Annotated in this window: 11 protein-coding genes; 5 read left to right on the top strand and 6 right to left on the bottom strand. The window is 58.7% G+C overall.

What is annotated here, in order from left to right:
- Positions 1–19: 19 nt before the first annotated feature.
- Both B5E42_RS08865 and B5E42_RS08860 read right to left on the bottom strand, forming a co-directional pair.
- Complete coding sequence (locus B5E42_RS08865) at positions 20–922, bottom strand: DDE-type integrase/transposase/recombinase (RefSeq protein ID WP_242967070.1); 903 nt, start codon at positions 920–922, stop codon at positions 20–22.
- Positions 923–1388: 466 nt separating this feature from the next.
- Complete coding sequence (locus B5E42_RS08860) at positions 1389–2717, bottom strand: site-specific integrase (RefSeq protein ID WP_087238777.1); 1329 nt, start codon at positions 2715–2717, stop codon at positions 1389–1391.
- Between the two features lie 219 nt (positions 2718–2936).
- On the opposite strand from B5E42_RS08860, the gene B5E42_RS08855 reads away from it, so the two are divergent.
- Positions 2937–8027 carry an S-layer homology domain-containing protein gene (locus tag B5E42_RS08855; protein WP_087238775.1) on the top strand — a complete coding sequence of 1697 codons (5091 nt, stop codon included), beginning with the start codon at positions 2937–2939 and terminating at the stop codon, positions 8025–8027.
- A gap of 58 nt (positions 8028–8085) precedes the next feature.
- Here B5E42_RS08855 and B5E42_RS08850 read toward each other — a convergent pair whose 3' ends face one another.
- The 3 genes from B5E42_RS08850 to B5E42_RS08840 form a co-directional block, all read right to left on the bottom strand.
- A complete protein-coding gene (locus tag B5E42_RS08850) occupies positions 8086–8502 on the bottom strand; it encodes a hypothetical protein (protein ID WP_087238773.1) in 417 nt (138 codons plus the stop codon).
- A gap of 134 nt (positions 8503–8636) precedes the next feature.
- A complete protein-coding gene (locus tag B5E42_RS08845; protein ID WP_087238771.1) occupies positions 8637–9203 on the bottom strand; it encodes a S24 family peptidase in 567 nt (188 codons plus the stop codon).
- 93 nt (positions 9204–9296) lie between these two features.
- Positions 9297–10436, bottom strand: a complete 1140-nt coding sequence (locus B5E42_RS08840; RefSeq protein ID WP_087238769.1) for a site-specific integrase — start codon at positions 10434–10436, stop codon at positions 9297–9299.
- Between the two features lie 182 nt (positions 10437–10618).
- On the opposite strand from B5E42_RS08840, the gene B5E42_RS08835 reads away from it, so the two are divergent.
- Positions 10619–15748 carry an S-layer homology domain-containing protein gene (locus B5E42_RS08835; protein WP_087238766.1) on the top strand — a complete coding sequence of 1710 codons (5130 nt, stop codon included), beginning with the start codon at positions 10619–10621 and terminating at the stop codon, positions 15746–15748.
- 72 nt (positions 15749–15820) lie between these two features.
- Here the strand turns inward: B5E42_RS08835 and B5E42_RS08830 are convergent, their stop codons facing one another.
- Complete coding sequence (locus tag B5E42_RS08830; protein ID WP_087238764.1) at positions 15821–16237, bottom strand: hypothetical protein; 417 nt, start codon at positions 16235–16237, stop codon at positions 15821–15823.
- Between the two features lie 172 nt (positions 16238–16409).
- Between B5E42_RS08830 and B5E42_RS08825 the strand changes: the two genes are divergently transcribed.
- From B5E42_RS08825 to B5E42_RS08815, 3 genes are all read left to right on the top strand, one after another.
- Entirely contained in the window at positions 16410–17549 is a 1140-nt protein-coding gene (locus B5E42_RS08825; RefSeq protein WP_087238762.1) for a glycosyltransferase, read from the top strand.
- Positions 17550–18402: 853 nt separating this feature from the next.
- Positions 18403–18912: a polymer-forming cytoskeletal protein gene (locus tag B5E42_RS08820; protein ID WP_162613946.1), complete on the top strand. Its 510-nt coding sequence runs from the start codon at positions 18403–18405 to the stop codon at positions 18910–18912.
- A gap of 280 nt (positions 18913–19192) precedes the next feature.
- Positions 19193–20575 carry an undecaprenyl-phosphate glucose phosphotransferase gene (locus tag B5E42_RS08815; protein ID WP_087238757.1) on the top strand — a complete coding sequence of 461 codons (1383 nt, stop codon included), beginning with the start codon at positions 19193–19195 and terminating at the stop codon, positions 20573–20575.
- Positions 20576–20583: the final 8 nt, after the last annotated feature.

The following is a 20583-nucleotide window of genomic DNA, read 5'->3' as shown; positions in this document are numbered from 1 at the left end:
TGGAAGAGTTGTAGGTTTGTCAAACATATTGGACAGTGAATTCATTCGGAGAAAGCCAGCTAAGCGGCCTCATGGGGAAGTTGTTGGAGCGGCGGTTATGGACAGCGAGCTGCATTGCGAAGTCATCCAGGGAGTAAAAACTGTGGCAGGAATAGAAGCGTTTCTGATCCTCGCGGTGACTACGCTCCACTTTACCGTTGTGGCGAGGCGTGTAGGGTCGGATGAGCTTGTGGCGGATACCCAGGTGGGCGGCGGTGGTCTCAAACAAAGTAGGGAGATCCCGCTTGCTGTTGGAAAATCGGTTGGTAAATTCAAAACCGTTGTCGGTCTGGACACATTCCACGCGGATTCCGCGGCGCGCATACCACTTGAACAACTTTTTCAGAAAATCCGCAGAGGAATAGGTGGAGTGCTCCGGGTAGGCAGCCAGGAAGCGCAGGCGTGTGAACTCGTCAATAGCAGTGTATTGGTACAGGCGCAGCTCAGGGTCTGTGATACAGCGGCGGGGAACCACCTTCACATCTACCTGAACCCGCTGGCCGGGATAGGTCATCTGCTGGTAGGGCTTTGGCTTGTAGGCCGTTTTCTTCTCTTTAGGTGAGAACAGCCCCAGCTTTCTCATCACCCGGAACAGGCTCTCTGGGCGGCGGGTGTAGCCTCGCTGCCGCAGCCGGTGCCACAACTCCACCATACCCAGATTCGGATTGCGGCGGCGCATATCCCGGATCAGTTTTAGTTCTGCTTCTGTGTGCTGGTTTGGATGGCTGTGGGGCCGCCGGGACTGGCAAACCAGGGATTCTGCTCTGCCGTCCCAGCGTTTCTTCCAAAAGTAGATATACGACCGGCTTTTGTTATACTTCCGGCTTGCCCGGCTGACGCCGTATTTCTCCGCGTACTTCATCAGGGATTGCCGATATGCCATGTCCTGTGTTATACTCTTGCTCATGAAGGATATGGCCCCCTCTCGTCAAGTTGTTGTCTGCAACTCCAACTTTAACCGATGAGGCCTTATCCTTCATCCTTTTTCTTCACTTGTCCAATATGTATTGTAATCCTACATTCTACAAAAGTTACGCATGGAAGAGTTCTGCAAAAGTTGCACATGGAAGAGAAAATCCTGGTGCTGTACACCTACTGGATAAGACAGCGGGCAAGCACAGTCAAGTGCTGACGCGGGAGCCGGTGGGGCTGCATGAGAAATATCCCGCACTGGGGCTGGACAGCCTGTATCATATGCTCAAGCCCCGATGTCCCTATTCGCAAGGAGTGTGCATCGGTTGATGAAGGCTGCCAGAATCCACTCGTCAAGGACCTATGCACCAAAAAGGTGGCAGGCTACGTCTTTTCCAGCCGTATTGGCACACAGCTGGGCGTCGAGCCGTCTTTTCTCAGATGCCCAGTTGCTTTTTGATATAGGCGTCCTTCTGGCGGCGGTAGTAGTCCTGGCGCACCTCCTCGAAGGAGAGATACCCCAGTCCAAAACGCCACAGAAGCTCCTTTGCCAGGCGGAAAATATAACTGGAGTTATAGGGTTCTGGATGGGACGCAGTAGATACGACATAGCTGTCGCCGGAGGCGAAGGCGGCCCCGCGCCGCTTGGACAGATATCCGCACAGCTCATCAGGGATGGGGATCTCCCTGCCGCTGACATGGGCCGTCTTTGCGGCCAGGTCAAGCTGGGACCATTTCAGGAAGCGGATTTCGTCGCTGAAGAGGCCCAGCTGCCATGCCAGCCGGACAATGAGCACATCAAGGCCGGAGGGATCGCTGTTGATCACCTCCATCATCCGGTCGCGGGGAGGGATGGAGGAGGGCTCCGGATGGGAGTCATGGGGCCGGCGCTTCTGGGGGGCGCGGAGCGCCGGGATGGCGTCCATGAGCCCCTTCTTCGCGGCGTATCGGAGGATCTGATTCAGAATATCAACGTGGGTCTTGAGAAAGGGGGCGCCCCCGCTGCGCTTGAGCGCGGCCTGATAGTCCTGGATCCGGCGGGGGTTGAACCTGCGCAGGTCGGACAGGCCGAGATTGGGGAGAAGATACTGCTCCAGATGGGCCTTGTACGTCTCCTTCAGGGCGTCGGGGGTGGTCGCCGGCAGGCTCTCCAGCCAATAGGGCGCCACATCCTTTAACAGAAGGGGCTTTTCCTTGGGCTGGGGAGGGGAGTCCTGCCCGTGCTCCGCGATGGCCTTCGCCACATAGAAGTCCAGAATAGAATAGAGGATGGCAATATGGGAGGAAAAGAGGGAGGGGGCGCCGCCCCGCTGCTCCAGGTAATATCTGCGGTAGGCGTCCATCGCCGGGCCGTCCAGCTCCCTCAGATCCGTGTCCCCCCAATAAACGGTCAAAAAGCGCTTAATGATGCCCTGATATCTGGTCAACGTGGCCTTTGAGCAACGGGTGGAAAAGTCCTCCAGCCAGGGCGGACAACACGCGCGGAAGGGGAGAGGCTGGAGGTCGTAGTCAAAAAGGCGGGGAACTTCGCCAAGACTACCGCTGGCTACGGCGGCCTCCAGCAATACCTTTATATAAGGAAGGTAGGTTTGCTGGAAATCGGCCAGGCTGACCCCCTTCCGGGAGAGCCGCTGGCGCAGATCCTCCAGCACGGGCTGGGTTATCCGGTTGAGCCGGTAGTGCCCGGCCAGGTGGAGCAGCTCCGGCGGCGCGGGCGCTTCCCCCCGGCTGTCCGCAAGGGCGGCGGCGTCAGATAGTTTCAGCATCAAATCCCTCCAAAAGCAAATAAATTCGCTTATCTGTTTTATCATTGTATCACAAAATTCCAGGGCAAGAAAAGGGTTGGCAGCAATATTACTCTTTTGTTACAAACCCGTCCGAGCGCTTGACGGGTGCCCCAAAGGCGTGTATATTATGCATGTAAGTTCGTGAAGGGGAGGTTTCCTCCTCTTCACGGGCTAAAATTTAGAAGGAGGAAGATCCGAATGAGAAACCTCAAACGGGCTCTCAGCCTGATTCTGGCTGCCGCCATGCTGATCGGCATGATGGTTGTCGGGGCCGGCGCTGTGAGCTACAACGATTTCCCCGACCGGGACGAAATCGTGAACAAGGATGCGGTTTCCATGCTGACCACTCTGGGGATCATTGAAGGTACCGACCAAGGCACCTACAACCCCACCGGCAACGTGGACCGCGCTCAGATGGCGAAGATGATTTCTGTCGCCCTGACCAACAACGAGGACTGCGACACTCTGTATCAGAATGTCAACAGCGGCCTCACCGACATCGCGGCCAACTGGGCCCGCGGGTATATCAACTACTGCTATACCCTGGGCATCATCGCCGGCCGCGGCAACAACACCTTCGACCCCAGCGCCAATGTGACCGGCGTGGAGGCCGCCAAGATGCTGCTGACCGCCCTGGGCTATGACGCCAGCATCGAGGGCCTGGTGGGCAACGACTGGGCGCTGAACACCGCCGCCCTGGCGCAGAACCTGGGCATCTTCCGCAACTTTACCAAGGACGTGAGCGCTCCGCTGAACCGTGACGACGCGGCTCTGCTGATCTACAACGCCCTGGACGTGGAGCTGATCCAGGAGTACCGCAACGGCTACGCCATCTCCTATGATGACCACCGCACCATCCTGAGCTCCGTGTTCGGCGTGATGCGCGTGGAAGGCGTTGTGGTTGCCAACGAGTGGGCGCAGCTGCAGGAGACCGACTCCGACGCCGCCCTGCGCGAGGGCCGCACCACCCTGGATAACGTGGTTGTGTACGACTCCACCACCTCCAACACCGTGGTGCCTGAGGGTGTCCGTGAGGACGATCCCGTCACCTTCAACGTTGCCACCCCTGTTGAGTACATGGGCAAGGCTGTGACCATGTACGTGGAGAAGACCACCATCCTGGCCAACTCCAAGGTCATTGGCGTGGCCACCGATGATGACGCCAATGTCATCAACTTCACTGCTGAGTCCCAGGATACCGCGAAGGATTACCTGAAGGGCACCGGCGTGGCTGTGGATGACAACACTGAGTACTATGTCAACTACGGCTACTTCAAGGATCAGGATGCCGCCATTGACTGGATCAACGAGAACTACTACGATGACGGCGGCAGCGACTTCGGCCGCAACGGCATCGAGGTTCAGGTGATCGATAACAACGATGACGGCACCGCCGAGTATGTGCTGTACCTGCAGGAGACCCTGTCCGAGGTCATCCGCTACAACGAGCGCAACGAGACCCTGTCCTTCTATGCGCCCACCCGCACCACCCGCAATGTCCTGACCGGCAAGACCGAGAATGTCACCGAGGACATGGCCGATGTGGTTAGCGCCGAAAAGGTGTCTCTGAACGGCGTGACCACCACTGACACCCTGTCCCTGGAGGCTGAGGATCTGATCCTCTACGTCCAGTACGGCGGCCGCACCTATGTTGCCAACCCCGAGATCGTCACCGGCAAGATGACCCGCGTGGACCGCGACAAGGACGACGAACTGTACATCACCATTGACGATGGCGAGACCTACTATCAGTCCTACATCCTGGACGCCGCCTCCATGGTGGATGTGGATCTCACCCACTTCGATATCGACACCGCCGCCAAGGACGTGCCCGGTTTCGATACCACTTATGACTTCATTCTGGATTCCAACGGCTACGTGGTTGCTGTCCGTCCCGCTGAGGATGTTGTGACCAACTACGCCCTGGTTCTGGACTCCGCCTGGACTCAGAACGCTCTGACCCGCGGCGGTGAGATCAAGGTCCTGATGGCCGACGGCACTGAGAACACCTTTGACATCAACTGGAAGGAGTCCGCCAAGGCGTTCACCGGCATTGACTCCATCAAGGCCGCCGATGATGTGAAGGGCGAGACCAACGACGTCAAGCTGGAGTACTACCTGGGCTCCCGCGACGTGCATGACGACACTGGCAACACCGGCTATCGCACCGGCCGCGCTGTTGGCTCCATCATCGAGTACAGCCTGAACGAGGCTGGCGACGAGCTGACCATTGAGCGCGTGCTGCAGGGCAACACCTTTGAGAGCGATGGCGGTCTGGGCGACACCCTGGAGATCGACGCCAACACCAACGTCAAGACCACCGCTGGCGTGGCTGACGACGGCAATGTGATCTTCCTGGACGGCACCCGGAGCGACAACCTGCAGTATGTGGCCTATGACGGCTACGACAACGGCTATGGCCGCATCACCGTGAGCCCCTCCGCCCGCAGCGATATGGCTGGCCGCACCGAGTCCAAGACCTACGCTGTGGATCTGAACACGGTTGCCTTCTACTTCTTCGATGAGGACGGCGACGGCGTGGCTGACTCCGGCGAGTACGGCGTGGCCACCGGCTGGGACAAGATGAGCGACATCGATGAGCCCACCGACGTTCAGGTCTATCCCGTGCTGGAGAAGACCGCCAACCGCGAGTACAAGGCCTCCAACCTGGCCGATGTGATCCTGTTTGAGGCCAAGCCCGACACCGTGGCCGACAACTACATGCTGATTCTGTCCGCCAACGCTGTGGGCAAGGATCTGCTGGAGCTGAACGTGGTGTTCGAGGACGGCACCGTCGAGGCCATCCAGATCGATGACCAGGGCAGCTTCGACGAGGATGACCGCACCGACTTCATGATGGCCTGGACCTACAGCGAGAACGCCGACGGCACCTACGACATCGGCACTCCCGCCCAGTACAGCGGCACTGCTGATCTGCTGATCAACGGCACCGTCGACCTGAACAACGGCATCTATCTGGCTCTGCCCAGCACCGCCGCTGTGTGGGACGTGACCGAGGTCGACAGCGCCAACGACACCGTCACCACCGGCCGCTTCCAGCAGAACGTGGTGGTGAACACCGTCATCATCGTGTCCGAGGGCAAGGTGCGCACCGCCTGGATCTGGGACGCCGACAGCACCACCATCGGCGGCGACTTTGACTGGAACTGGGATACCACCGGCTTCGAGACCGTCTATCCCTTCTCCGGCTGGGGCCAGTGGCAGATCCAGCAGTACCTGTTCGATGACAAGAACGTCCGCGTCCTTGGCGACCTGACTCTGTCTGACAACCTGTACATTCCTGAGGGCACCATCCTCCAGGTGGAGGGCGACCTGCGCGAGAACGGCTATACCGTGACCGGCGACGGCGCTCTGCGCATCCGCGATGACTACTATGTGAACAACAACGGCAAGGCCGATCTCACCAGCACCGTTACCGTCAACACCCAGGTCGGCAACGACATGCTGCTGGCCGAGACCACCAGCATCAGCAGCCGCGTGGGCGTGTACGGCGACATCGTCGGCAACACGACCAACAACGCCACGATCGCTGCCAACCTGATCCAGGATCTGACCGTTGACGCCACCGGCAACGTGTACGTCTACGGCGACGTCATGGTGGACTACCTGATCGTCAACGGCCACATTGAGGCCAACCACTACTACATCAACGGCGGCGAGGTCAACAGCACCCGCACCCTGATCGCCCGCGGCAACGTTACTGTGTATGCCCCCGGCACCCTGACCATCGGCAACACCTCCGCTGGCAGCGCCACTGTGGGCGGCGTGATCTCCGGCAGCAACCTGAACGTGAACAACGGCACCCTGACTCTGAGCAACACCGCTTCCATCAACATGACCGGCAACGTGACCGTTGGTAAAAACGGCGAGATCTATCAGAACCGCGGTACCGCCCGTAACCTCGAGGCTGCCAACGTCTCCATCTCCGGCGTGGTGTCCATCTCCGGCACCATCGTGACCGGCACCCTGACCCTGAACAACACCGCCGACGTGACCGTGGTGGGCAACCCCGTCTACACCACCCTGAACGGCACCGGCAGCATCAACGCCAACATGGACATCCTGCCCGGCGGCAGCACCACCACCCCCGTGGCCGGCAACTGGCTGACCTCCATGGATGTCAAGGGTGTTGCTGTCTCCCTGAACCAGAACAACAAGACCGGTTCTGTGGTTCTGGCCGGCGACGTAGCTACGGCCAACGCTCGGGTCTATGGTAACGTCGTGCTCTACAACACCGCCTACAACTATGTTGTGACCCTCAACGGCGCTGCGGTTGCCGACGACGCGAATACCGCTCTGAAGAACGGCGATATCATTCGCGTGACCATCACCAACGCCGCGAATGAGCAGCAGACCTACACCATTACCGTGACCGTGGCCTCCGCCAGCTACAAGGTCAGCTTCGCCGCTAACAGCAACGTGACGGCTACCAAGGTGGAGAACGCTCAGCAGGTCGACAGCACCAACTACGTGGTGGCCAACGACGCCGTGGTGTTCAACGTGACCCCCGCTGAGGGCTACACCGTCACCGGCGTGAGCTACACCGTCGGCGGCCAGGGCAATTACACCCTGAATGCCACCGCCGATAACCGCTACACCATCCCCGCCAGCCATGTGACCGGCGACATCGTGATCACCGTAAACACTGCGGCGACCCCCGTGTACGCCAACGTCACTCTGACGGAGAAGACTAGCGTGAAACTGGCCTTTGAGCTGGATGGTTCCGGCGACAGCTACACCCTGACCGTGCCCCATGATTACGTGATCACCGAGGACACGATCACCGATCTGGTGACTGTTTCCGGTGAGGGCTCCACTAAGGGTACCTGGAAGCTGGAGGGCGACACCTTCACCGGCACCTTCGAGGGCAACCAGGATGCCAGCACCGCTGACGACCAGACCGTGACCGTCAAGGTCGTGAATGTTACCGAGGCTCAGGCTGCGGCCCGCAATGAGTCCGCGATCCGTGAGGCTCTGGCCGAGACTCTGACCGGCACCACGCAGGGCTTGACCAAGGAGGCCGCCCAGAACGCTGCTGCAGAGGCTGTGAAGGCGGAGGTCATTAAGATCCAGAGCTGGCTGAAGAACGGCCAGAAGATTGCTCTGGCTGATGAGAATGGCGTAGTCGCCACCTACTCCGGCAACTGGAGCGCCCCGAGCGTAAACGACTCCCGTGTGGTTGAGTTCGAGGTTGTTATCACTCTCGCCGATGGTACGAAGCTCCCCGCTGTTACTGTCAGTGTGGATCTGACCTTCGCCGCGAACTGAGCGACCAAACCACAAAAAAAGTTCCCGGGCTTATGCCCGGGAACTTTTTTACTTTCTGCTAAATCAGAATCAGGTAGGTATAGTACAGGCCGCCTCCGTTGAGCAGCAGGTCGCCCGGCTCGACCCGGAAGCCCGTGCTGGTAACCGTCAGCTGGTTGACGGTTCCGCCGGTGAACAGGGAAAAATACCCGGCTGTGGGGGTGATCAGGAATACCCCCTCCGGGACGGCGCCCACGTTGATCTCCCGGGGGCTGTTCCCATCCCCTACATAGCCGCCCAGGATGGCCCGGGTGCGCCCCTCCGCCAGAGCGCGTACCGCCTCCAGGGCCGCTGTCCCCGCCTTCCCGTCCACCAGGGTTTTCAGCCCCGCCAGGGCGGCGTCAATCTTCTGGAAGTCGGTGTTGAAGTCCGTGCGCCGGAACTGGTCCTCCGCTACCCACTGGTGGAGCTGATAGTTTGCTGTGTATGTTGCCATTTGGCATCCCTCCTCGGCCGTACCGGCGGGGAGGGATTTTGGGTATGGAAAAATGCGGCCACCTTACTGAAAGGGCGCCCGCGTTTTTCCATATATGGCCAGCCTGCTGCATGGAGATTGCCGTCGGCCAGATGCTATCGGATAGCGCTGCAGAAGGCAACCGCCAAGCCAATCACCTCATAGTTCGACTGGGTGAGCTCCCCCCCACGCAAAACCACCGGCGGGACGGCGGGATTCTCTGACCGGAGCTCCACATAGTCTTCCCCCTGATAGATCCGTTTCAGCACCCGCTCCTCGCCAAGGCGGACAAGCGCAATCTGTCCATTTTCCACAGTGGGTTGCCGCCGGATTAATACGGTGTCCCCATCCAGAATCCTGGAAGCCGACAGGTCATTGCCCACACATTGATATTCAAATTCCACCGCCGGGGGCTGCGTACCGGCAGTTCCTATTCTCATAAACTTTTTGTTTCTCAGGTAGGCAGGCTCACCATTTCCCTCTTCCGGCCAGCCCAGCAGATCGTTCGGCGAGGTTTGAAGTACCTTGGCAAACGACAGTAGAACGGACACCGGGAGTTTCCCGATCTGCCCATTTTCATACCGATAGACCGTTGCCAAGCTTATGTTCGCGGCCGCTGCCATCACCCGCGGCGGGAGGCGGAGTTCCTTTCGCCTGACCCTAATTCTCTCACCTGTCGTCATGACAACCACCTCTTTACAAGAATAGCATAAGATCCAACGTCCTACAACTTGTTTTTATGTAATTTACATTTTTCGCACCCACCTTTCCGCCCATCATACTTTGATTTGGGCGGCCACAGCGCTGACCACCTCCTGGTGGGTCTGGTCAAATAGATGGGTATAGATGCGCCCTGTGATCGACACATCCTTGTGGCCCAGCGCCTTTCCAATATCAAGCAGAGGGATTTTGGCGAAATTTGCCACGCTGGCAAAAGTATGCCGCAACCCGTGAATTGTGATTGGCGGTAGCCCACACTCCTGAACCATGATATGAAAAGCTTGGGTGACCTGGTTTGGATGCCGTGGGAGACCGTCCTCCCGAGTTATGACGTATCCGCTGTCCTTAAACCCACCAGAAGACAGGGCCAGCATCTGTTGGCTTCTTTTCTGCTTGAGTAGGGTCTGGACAAGATCGTCCAGGCCAGCAATAGACAGGGTGCGGACTGAATGGGGGGTCTTGGGCTCCTTTTCCACGACCTGGCCGCCGGCCGTTGTACGGACAAACCGGATCTGTATGACGTTTTCGGAAAAATCAATATGCTTCCATTTCAAGCCGCAGATTTCACTCCTACGAAGGCCAAGGTAGCCCGCCAGCTTGACAACTACCTCTAGCCAGCTCCCCTCTACAAGCTGGAAAAGCTTTCGAAGCTGCTGCGGATTATAGTAGAGCTGCTTTGGCGCCTGCAGATGAGGTGCCTCCACCCGGTCAACCGGATTTTCGGTCAGCAGATTCTGTCGAAAAGCGGTCTGTAGCGCAGTGTGTAGCAGGATGTGGTGCTTATGGACAGTGTTGGGGCTGAGCGACTTACTCCGCATCATCTTTGTGTAGTAGGACTGAATCTGCTTGGGGGTCAGTTGCTGCAGCCGGACTGACCCCAGTTCCGGGATCAGATGGTTCTTGATGATGCTCTGATAGCAGTAGTAGGTTGTCCGCTCACGGTTAGGCTGTATGACCTCATCAAGCCAGTAGGTAAGCCAGTCCTTTACCGTCATTTGTGTCGGTGTTGTACGGCGATACTGGAGATGCTCAACCTCAAAACGATATAGCGCCTCCTTGGCTCGATCTCTTTCCTCAAAGGTCTGCGTACGCCGGACTCGGGCACCGCTTTCATCCTTTCCATAGTCAAAATACGCATAATACAGTCTTTTTTCATCATCGTACGCAAGGTTTTTTTCAATTCTTTTTCTTGACATAATAGCCTCCTTCTTTTCTTAGAGCAGTAGAAACATCTTCCATTTTGTCAGCTTCGACATAGAGCGTCAAGAACTGATAAAAGTAGATTTTTTGCCGTCTTTATAGTGGCTGTGGCCATCAGAAAAAGAGGAGGTTTCCCCTTCTCCTTCACGGGCTAAATCTTAGAAGGAGGAAGATCCGAATGAGAAACCTCAAACGGGCTCTCAGCCTGATTCTGGCTGCCGCCATGCTGATCGGCATGATGGTTGTCGGGGCCGGCGCTGTGAGCTACAACGATTTCCCCGACCGGGACGAAATCGTGAACAAGGATGCGGTTTCCATGCTGACCACTCTGGGGATCATTGAAGGTACCGACCAAGGCACCTACAACCCCACCGGCAACGTGGACCGCGCTCAGATGGCGAAGATGATTTCTGTCGCCCTGACCAACAACGAGGACTGCGACACTCTGTATCAGAATGTCAACAGCGGCCTCACCGACATCGCGGCCAACTGGGCCCGCGGGTATATCAACTACTGCTATACCCTGGGCATCATCGCCGGCCGCGGCAACAACACCTTCGACCCCAGCGCCAATGTGACCGGCGTGGAGGCCGCCAAGATGCTGCTGACCGCCCTGGGCTATGACGCCAGCATCGAGGGCCTGGTGGGCAACGACTGGGCGCTGAACACCGCCGCCCTGGCGCAGAACCTGGGCATCTTCCGCAACTTCACCAAGGACGTGAGCGAGCCCCTGAACCGCGACGACGCGGCTCTGCTCATCTACAACGCCCTGGACGTGGAGCTGATCCAGGAGTACCGCAACGGCTACGCCATCTCCTACGACGACCACCGGACCATCCTGAGCTCCGTGTTCGGCGTGATCCGCGTGGAGGGCGTTGTGGCCGCCAACGAGTGGGCCCAGCTGCAGGAGACCAACTCCGCCGCCGCCCTGCGCGAGGGCCGCACCACCCTGGAGAACGTGGTGTGGTACGACTCCACCACCGCCAACACCGTGGTGGACGAGGGCGTCCGCGAGACCGAGCCTGTCACCTTCAACTACTCCACCTCCGTGGATCTGATCGGCAAGGCCGTGACCCTGTACGTGGAGAAGACCACCATCCTGGCCAACTCCAAGGTGCTGGGCATCGCCTCCAACGATAACATGAACGTGATCAACGGCACCGTGGAGAACCAGGGCACCGTGGCCGACTATCTGGACGGCACCGGCGTGACCGTTGACGAGGACACCGAGTACTACGTCAACTACGGCTACTTCAACAGCGAGGACGCCGCCATCGACTGGATCAACGAGTATTATCACACCGAGACCCCGGGCGATGACTTCAACCTGAACGGCATTGAGGTCGAGGTCATCGACAACAACGATGACGGCATCGCCGAGTACGTGCTGTACCTGCAGGAGACTCTGTCCGAGATCAGCCGTTACAACGAGCGCAACGAGACCGTCTCCTTCTACAGCCCCGACCGCGACTCCCGCGACGACCTGGACGGCAGCCACTCCACCCTGACCGTGGACATGGCCAACGTGGTCGCTGACGAGAACGTCGCCTTCGAGGCCGAGGAGCTGGTTCTCTATGTCCAGTACGGCGGCCGGACCTATCTGTCCGCCCCCGAGATTGTCACCGGCACCATGGCCCGGATTGACCGTGACCGTGACAACGAGCTGTACATCACCGTCAACGACACCCAGTACTACCAGTCCTACATCCTGGACGCCGCCTCCCTGGTGGACGTGGATGTGACCCGCTTTATCATTGATGAGGCCCGGACTGCGGTGGGCTTCGACACCACCTATGACTTCATCCTGGATTCCAACGGCTATGTAGTCGCTTTCCGTCCCGCCGAGGAGATCGTGACCAACTACGCCCTGGTGCTGGATTCCGCCTGGACCCAGAACGCTCTGCGCCGCGGCGGCCAGGTGAAGATCCTGATGGCCGACGGTACCGAGAACACCTATGATATCAACTGGGACGATTCTGCCGATGCTTTCAACGACATCATTCAGATTCGTACCCGCACCTTCACCGCCCCCAGCTCCGGCACTGCCAGCGACAGTAAGCTGGAGTACTACCTGGGCTCCCGCGATGTGGTGCAGGACGTGGACGGCAATCGTGTGCCTGGTGCCTATAGCACTGGCAACGCTGCCGGTTCCGTGATCGAGTACAGCCTGAACGAGGCTGGCGACGAGCTGACCATCGAGCGCGTGCTCCAGGGCAACAACCTGGTGGCCGACACCGCCTCTCTGGAGATCGCCGACAATGTCAACACTGCCACCACCGCTGGCGTGGCTGACAACGGCTACGTGATCTACCTGGACGGCAATCCCAACAACCACAGCAACCTGCAGTATGTGGCGCCCAACGGCTACGACAATGGCTATGGCCGTCTGACTGTCTCCGGCTCCGCTCTGGACGATACCGAGGATATGTACCTGCGCCAGAATGTGACCAAGAACTACGCGGTCGATATGAACACCGTGGCGTTCTACTGGCTGGATAAGGACAACGACGGCGCGGTTGACAGCGGCGAGTACGGCGTTGCCACTGGCTGGGACGTGATGTCTGACGTGGAGAACGGCACCGACGTTCAGGTCTACCCCGTGCTGGATAAGACCACCAACCGTACCTACAAGGCCTCCAACCTGGCCGACGTGATCCTGTTCGAGGCTGAGCCCAACACCATCGCCGCCGACTATATGCTGGTCCTGTCCGCCAACGCTGTTGGCAAGGATCTGCTGGAGCTGAACGTGGTGTTCGAGGACGGCACCGTCGAGGCCATCACCGTCGATGATGAGGGCTCCTTCAACGAGGAGAACCCCAACCACTTCATGAAGGCCTGGACCTACAGTGAGAACGCCGACGGCACCTATGACATCGGCGTCATGGGTAATGACTGGGGTACCGCCGATCTGCTGATCGAGGGCACCATCGACCTGAACGACGGCAACTACCTGGCTCTGCCCAGCAGCGCCGCCGTGTGGGACGTGACCGAGGCTGACAACGCCGACGACGAGGTTACCACCGGCCGCTTCCTGCAGAACAACTACGTCAACACCGCTGTGGTTGTCTCTGAGGGCCAGGTGCGCACCGCCTGGATCTGGGATCTGGACGATGACCAGACCATCGGCAGCGGCTTCAACTTCAACTGGAACACCGACGGCTTCCAGACTGTGTACGCTTACAACAGCACCTGGGGCCAGTACCAGATCCAGGAGGCTCTGTCCAACAACCAGAACGTCCGCGTGATCGGCAACCTGGAGCTGCAGGGCACCCTGTACATCCCCGACGGCCTGATTGTTCAGGTTGAGGGCAATCTGGACGAGCACGGCTACTCTGTGGCCGGCGGCGGCACCATGCGTGTCCGTGGCGACTACCTGGTGAACAACAACGGCGCCACTGACGGCACCAACAACAGCCGGATCACTGTCTCCACCCAGGTCGGCGGCGATCTGCTCCTGAGCGAGACCACCAGCACCGCCTCTCGGATCGGTGTGGCTGGCGACGTCATTGGCAACACCACCAACTCCGATGTTGCCGGCGATGTCAACCACCGCTTCTATGACCTGACCGTCGACTCCGCCAGCGGCCTGTATGTCACCGGCGACGTGGAGGTCCGTGACCTGACCGTCAACGGCCACATTGAGGCCAACCACTACTATATCCGTAGCGGCGTGGTCAACAGCACCCGTACCCTGATTGCCCTGGGCAACATCTCCGTGTACGGCGGCACCCTGACCATCGGCGGCACCAGCGCCGGCAGCGCCACCGTCAACGGCAACATCGCTTCCGGCGCGGGTTACACCGGTCACCTGATTGTCAACAACGGCACTCTGACCCTGACCCGCAGCGCCTCCGTCGGCACCACCGCCAGCCCGATTGGCAACGTCACCGTGGGTACCAACGGCGTCATCAGCCAGCCCAACGGCGTGACCCACAACATGGTGTCCACCGGCACTGTGACCATCAACGGCGACGTGAGCATCCCCGGCACCATCGTGGCTCCCAGCGTGGTCATGGGTACCGGTAGCAGCCTGACCGTGACCAGCACGCCCGCCAACCTGTCCGGTAACACGAGCGGCCTGATCATCGTCGGCGGCGGCACCAACGTGCCCGCCCCCTCCAGCAACTGGCTGAGCGGCGTGAAAGTGAACGGCGTGGCCGTGACCATGAACCATACCGCTAGGACCGGAAGCGTTGTCCTGATGAACAGCAACACTGGGATTACTGACAGAACCGTGACCTACACCCTGTCCGCTGACGCGACTGCCTATCCTGTGACCGTGATGCTGAACAACCGGACCATGCCCAGCACCGGTAACTTTAGCACTGCAACCAACGACGTCATCCGCATCGACGTCGCCGGGCCCGACGGCTCTGTTCAGACCTACCAGATCACCGTGATTGTCCGTGACGCCTATTCTGTCACTGTCAGCGCCACCGGCGCGACCGTCAGTGGCGTGACAAACAACGGCAGTGTCCCGGCTCTCACCGACGTGACCTTCACCGTGACGCCCAATAGTGGCTACACCGTGTCCCCCGACGCCGTGACCTACACTGTTACTACTACGGGCACCGGCGATACGGTCACCACTACTCAGCCGCAGACTGCTGAGAATCTGGGCAACAACACCTACAGAATCCCCGCCGCTCGTGTGACCGGCGACATTGCGATTTCTGTTGCGGGCGTCCTGACTCCCGTGCGCGCCAATGTTCAGCTGGTGGTGTCCGATGCCCACAAGAATAACGCTACCATCAGCAGCACCAGCACGAATGGAAGCAGCTACGAGGTTCTGGTGGGGAGCCTGCCTGCTGACCGTGACGAGGCTATCGCCTACCTGAGCGTGGTGGATGGGAACGACACTACGGATACCGAGCTGTCCGATGGCAACTACGCCTACAAGGTCACCAAGGATACCAGCCGGTTCACCGTGACCTTCGCGGGCAAGAACGCTCCGGCCGGCAGCACGGCCTATGACCAGACCGTCACTGTGACCTTCCGTCAGATTGACGCGGCTGAGATGCTGAGCCTGGACAAGACTGCGGTCGAGACTGCTCTGCGCAATATGTCCATCCATACTGGCGCTAACTGGAGCGCATCCGCCAACCTGGTTCAGGACATCCAGACGAAGCTGGATTCTGAGGGATTCTGGGGAACCAGGATTACCGTGACCAACGCCACAATCCCCGGCAGCTGGAACGCCAACGAGACCGGTCCTGTGGAGGTTAGCGTCACCGTCAGCCTGGTGAATGGTGAGAAGACCGATACCATCAGCGGCACCTTCACTATGACTCTGGGTCCCAACGCCTAACACCTGGTTACAAGGTAATCTAGCGTTGAACTAAAGAGAGGATCCCGGGCGAAAGCCCGGGATCCTCTCTTTTTATACCAGCGCGAGATAGGTGTAGAGCCGGCCCCCCATATTGAGGGCCAGACTGCCGGAATCGACCCGGAAGCCATTGGTGGTGATGGTTAGCTGGTTGACGGTTCCGCCGGTGAACAGGGTGAAATAGCCGTTATAGGGCGTCAGGAGAAACACGCCCAGCGGCGTCCCGCCCACGTTAAACTCTCTGGTAGTGGTGTTATCCCCGGTGTAACCGCCCACGACCGCCCGTGCCCGGCCCTGCGCCAGTTGCCGCACCGCCTCCAGGGCCGCCGTCCCCGCCTTCCCGTCCGCCAGCGCTTTTAGTCCCGCCAGGGCCGCGTCAATCTTCTGAAAGTCTGTGTTGAAGTCCGTCCGCAGGAAATTGTCCTCCGGCACCCACTGGTGCAGCTGATAGTTTGCTGTGTATGTTGCCATTTGGCATCCCTCCTCGGCTGTTTCCGCGGGGAGGGATCTGCGGCACGGGGGAACGCGGCGGGGAAACTGCCAGACCGGCCATACATTGCCGTGGACGCGGCCTGGATATTGTGTTATAATGCCTGTAAAGACATCCGAAAATCCCCATTCCCTCTGAGAAGGAGCGTTCCGTATGCGCCGAGTCCTTTTTACGGCCTCTACATACTCCCATATTGTCAACTTCCACCGCCCGTACCTGCGGGAGTTCAAGAGGCGCGGGTGGCAGGTGGACGTGGCCTGCGGCGGGAGCGCCATGGCAATCCCGGAGGCGGATCACGTCATACATATCCCCTTTGAAAAGAGCATGGCCTCTATTCAGAACGCGAATGCGATGCTCCGGCTCCGGCGGCTGATCCATTCCCGGCGCTATGAGCTGGTGAGCTGCCATACCTCCCTGGCTTCCTTCTTCACCCGCATGGCGGTGCGCGGTATGTGGCGCCGCCCGAAGGTGGTCTGCACAGTTCACGGCTATCTGTTTGTGGACGGGAGCCCCGGGAAGGATCAAGTCCTGCTGGGTGGGGCGGAGGCGCTGGCCGCGCCGGTGACGGATCTCCTCCTGACCATGAACAGCTGGGATGACCAATATGCCCGCGCCCATAAGCTGGGCCGCCGGATCGCGAAGATCCCCGGCGTCGGCGTGGATTTCAGCCGCTTCACCCCGGTCTCGGAGGAAGAGCGCCGCCACATCCGCGCTTCCCTGGGATTTGGCCCGGATGCGTTTCTTCTTATTTACGCGGCGGAATTTTCTAAGCGGAAATCACAAAAGGTATTGATTCGGGCTCTCTCCAAGCTGCCGGACAACGTCGGCCTTCTGCTCCCGGGGCGCGGGGGGCTCCTGGACGAGTGCAAGGACTACGCGGAAAATCTGGAGGTGAGCCGCCGCGTGGTATTTCCCGGGCAAATTGCCGACATGAACCCCTGGTATGCGGCGGCGGACTGCGCCGTCTCCTCCAGCCGGAGCGAGGGATTGCCCTTTAACATCATGGAGGCCATGTACTGCGGCCTGCCGGTGGTCGCCACCGATGTAAAAGGAAACCGCGACCTTGTCCGCTCCGAGCAGACCGGGCTGCTGTTCCCCTTTGGCGATGACAACAAATGTGCCCAGCAGATTATGCGCCTGATCGAGGAGCCGGAGCTGGCCGGGCGGCTGGCAAAGGCCGGACAGGATGCCATGCGGCCCTATTCCCTGGAGACCGTGCTGCCGCAGATTTTGGATCAGTATAACCGCCTTATTCCGCTGGGGGTGCCCATGCGGGAGCCGGTTTCCGTCTAAGCGCATCTATCATAATGGGCCATTGGAATCATCTGCTGATTCCAATGGCTCATATTTTTTTCATATATTACGGATTGTTGCGAAGATGTCATGGCGATTAGCTCCAGACCTGTGCTGGATTCACTGGTTCGTGCGCTCAAAGAAGCGGCCCAGCTTCTCGGTCTCATCCCGCCTTTCTGAGTCCGGCGCATTTCCTGCCGGGCGTTCCCCGCACATATGCCCGGAAACTCTTTTTTGTCAGATCAAAGCGTGGTAAATGTACGGGGGCTCCGACGCGTTGAGAAGGATTCCACCGGCCCCTATCAAGAAAACGGTTTCCATGACGGTGATCTGGTAAACGGCCCCGGCACCATGCAGGGAAAAGTGCCCAACGAGTGCATGAGCAGAAAACCGCCTTGGAAGCCGCGCCAGGCGGCGTTAATCCTGGCCAAGTCCTGGTTGAAGTCCGTCCGCAGGAAATTGTCCCGGGGTTCCCGCTGGCGGAGCTGATAATTTGCTGTCACGGTGCCATTTGACATCTCTCCTCGGCTGCGCGGGCGGGAGGGGATCTGCGGCACGGGGGGATCCCGCCCAAAGTTCTCACTGAGACACTGGCCGGGTAGAGATCTGCTGCGCCAAAAAGCAGGTGCAGCTTCATATTTTTCGATTTTCACTTGAAGAAGTGATCACTTTTGTATAAAATATGGGTGGATATCAGCTGTTGTACGCCGCATTCGACATGCGGAGGTATTGCAGCAATCACAGGACTGGGGTGAGCAAATTGAGTCTTTTCAAATCATTTAAGGATGGGCTGAATGAATTCGTAACGGAACCTGGCGGGGGCGAAGAATTTATGGACGAGAGGGAAGAGCCCATGGAAAAAACGCAGGTACAGCAATCTATGCCCCCTCATCCGCAATCGGCGCAAACGGTGATCAGCAGGGGAATGACCGTCAATGGCGCCCTGCGGGGGAATGGGGTCGTCAAGGTGGAGGGGACGATCGAGGGCGAGGTCGTTTTGGACGGCACCCTCACGGTCGCGGCCTCCGGTATGGTAAAAGGGCCGGTAACGGCAAATGTGATCCGCGTCTTTGGAAAGATCGCGGGAAACGTGACGGCAAAAGAGCGTCTCTATTTGGAAAAGACGGGGTACCTTGAAGGCGATATTGAAACGGCCGCCCTAGTCGTTGAAGACGGCGGACAGTTCAATGGACATGCTGTTATGGCAAAAAAGCAGGATAAGACGGTGCAAAGCCAGCGGGAACAGCTGCCGGAGCTACAGTTCGGCCAGAATTATACCGTCGGGGCTCAAGAAAAAGGTGTTGAGGGAGCGGATTTAGAGCCTGAAACAGAAGATTATCTTGAAAAAACCGCCGAAATCTGATGGAAAGCACCTGCTATCAGTAGATCTCGTGAAATCTTTTTCAGTAGAAGCCGCAGGGGGCTGTCATTACGGCAGTCCCCTGCAATTTTTGTGCGCCTGCGGCTGGGGCGGAAGAGAACATCCTGCGGCAGAGTCCCATCTGTCATTGGTGCAGAAAAACGCCGGATCCAGCCGGGATGAAATGCGAAAAATTTGTGAAAACTCCAGCTGTTGTGGTTTGACAGATAGCTAAATCCGAAGTAAAATAAAGTGTTAAATTGTCGGAAAGGGTGTTCGCCGGATGATCAAGGAAAATCAACGGATGCTGAACTACCTCAACATCCTGTTGGACGGACTGATCCTGCTGCTTGCGATGCCCATGTCCTTTGTGATCCGCTTTTTCGTCCTGCGGGACGGTATTATCAACGTCCCATTCAGCCACTACATGATTTTGACGGCGGCCCTGGTGCCGGTCTACCTGGTCACCTTCGCCGCCTTCGGCCTGTATGAGTCCTTCCGAAAGAAGCGGCTCTACCAGGAGCTGGGCCGCCTGTTCTGGGCCTGCTCCCTGGACTTCGTCCTGCTACAGACTTTCCTGTTCCTGTTCAAGGAGATGCACTTTTCCCGCGGCACCCTTTTTATCTTTTACTTTCTCTCGCTGCTGGGGTTTGCGTGCAAGCGGTTTATCCTGCGAAGCCTGCTGCGCTACTACCGCCAGCAGGGGTACAATCAAAAGCACGTGATCCTGGTGGGGGACAGCATGATGGCGCGCCGGTACTGGGAGACCGTGCAGTCCGACCGTGAGCTGGGCTATCAGGTGGACGGCTATGTGGCCAGCCACTCCGTCTTTCCCGGCCTGACCTACTACGGCAGTGTGGAAGCGCTGGGCCATGTGCTGGAGCGCCGGCACCCGGACGAGGTGGTGGCCGCCCTCCCGGCAGAGGAGTTCCAGGCGACCCCGTCCATCATCGAGGCGTGCGAAAAGGCGGGGGTCAAGCTGTCCATCATCCCCTTCTACGCCGAATACATGCCATCCAACCCCCAGTTTGATGACATCGACGGCATCCCGCTGATGAACATCCGGCGGATCCCGCTGGACAACTGGATGAACGCCTTTGCCAAGCGGCTGATGGACATCTGCGGCTCCCTGGTCCTGATCGTGCTGTCCTCCCCCATCATGCTGTTTGCCGCCATCGGGGTGAAGCTCTCATCCCCCGGCCCGGTGATCTTCAAGCAGGTGCGGGTGGGGCGGAACAAGAAGAAATTCAACATGTACAAGTTCCGCTCCATGCGGGTCAACGCCAGCCAGGACACCGGCTGGAGCCGGGTACACGACGACCGCAAGACCGCGTTCGGGGCCTTTATCCGGAAGTGCTCCATTGATGAGCTCCCGCAGTTTTTCAATGTTCTGAAGGGGGACATGAGCCTGGTGGGGCCACGCCCGGAGGTGCCCTACTATGTGGAGCAGTTCAAGGAGGAAGTCCCTCTCTACATGGTAAAACACCAGGTGCGCCCCGGCATCACCGGCTGGGCTCAGGTCAATGGGCTGCGTGGGGACACCTCCATTGAGGACCGCATCCGCCATGATATTTTTTATATTGAAAACTGGACCTTGCTGTTTGATATAAAAATCCTATTTATGACCCTGTTCCGGGGGATTATCAACCAAGAAAAACTGCATTGACCTGGAGG

The sequence above is a fragment of the Flavonifractor sp. An10 genome (genome assembly GCF_002161215.1).
GTDB classification, from domain to species: domain Bacteria; phylum Bacillota; class Clostridia; order Oscillospirales; family Oscillospiraceae; genus Flavonifractor; species Flavonifractor avistercoris.
Note: the sequence above shows the minus strand (reverse complement) of the source record. Positions and strands in the feature narration are given on the sequence as shown.

Bases quoted from the DNA above. Each gene is read 5' to 3' on its own strand.
- B5E42_RS08865 (WP_242967070.1), bottom strand. From the start codon at position 922: ATGGCATATCGGCAATCCCTGATGAAGTACGCGGAGAAATACGGCGTC.
- B5E42_RS08860 (WP_087238777.1), bottom strand. From the start codon at position 2,717: ATGCTGAAACTATCTGACGCCGCCGCCCTTGCGGACAGCCGGGGGGAA.
- B5E42_RS08855 (WP_087238775.1), top strand. From the start codon at position 2,937: ATGAGAAACCTCAAACGGGCTCTCAGCCTGATTCTGGCTGCCGCCATG.
- B5E42_RS08850 (WP_087238773.1), bottom strand. From the start codon at position 8,502: ATGGCAACATACACAGCAAACTATCAGCTCCACCAGTGGGTAGCGGAG.
- B5E42_RS08845 (WP_087238771.1), bottom strand. From the start codon at position 9,203: ATGACGACAGGTGAGAGAATTAGGGTCAGGCGAAAGGAACTCCGCCTC.
- B5E42_RS08840 (WP_087238769.1), bottom strand. From the start codon at position 10,436: ATGTCAAGAAAAAGAATTGAAAAAAACCTTGCGTACGATGATGAAAAA.
- B5E42_RS08835 (WP_087238766.1), top strand. From the start codon at position 10,619: ATGAGAAACCTCAAACGGGCTCTCAGCCTGATTCTGGCTGCCGCCATG.
- B5E42_RS08830 (WP_087238764.1), bottom strand. From the start codon at position 16,237: ATGGCAACATACACAGCAAACTATCAGCTGCACCAGTGGGTGCCGGAG.
- B5E42_RS08825 (WP_087238762.1), top strand. From the start codon at position 16,410: ATGCGCCGAGTCCTTTTTACGGCCTCTACATACTCCCATATTGTCAAC.
- B5E42_RS08820 (WP_162613946.1), top strand. From the start codon at position 18,403: ATGGAAAAAACGCAGGTACAGCAATCTATGCCCCCTCATCCGCAATCG.
- B5E42_RS08815 (WP_087238757.1), top strand. From the start codon at position 19,193: ATGATCAAGGAAAATCAACGGATGCTGAACTACCTCAACATCCTGTTG.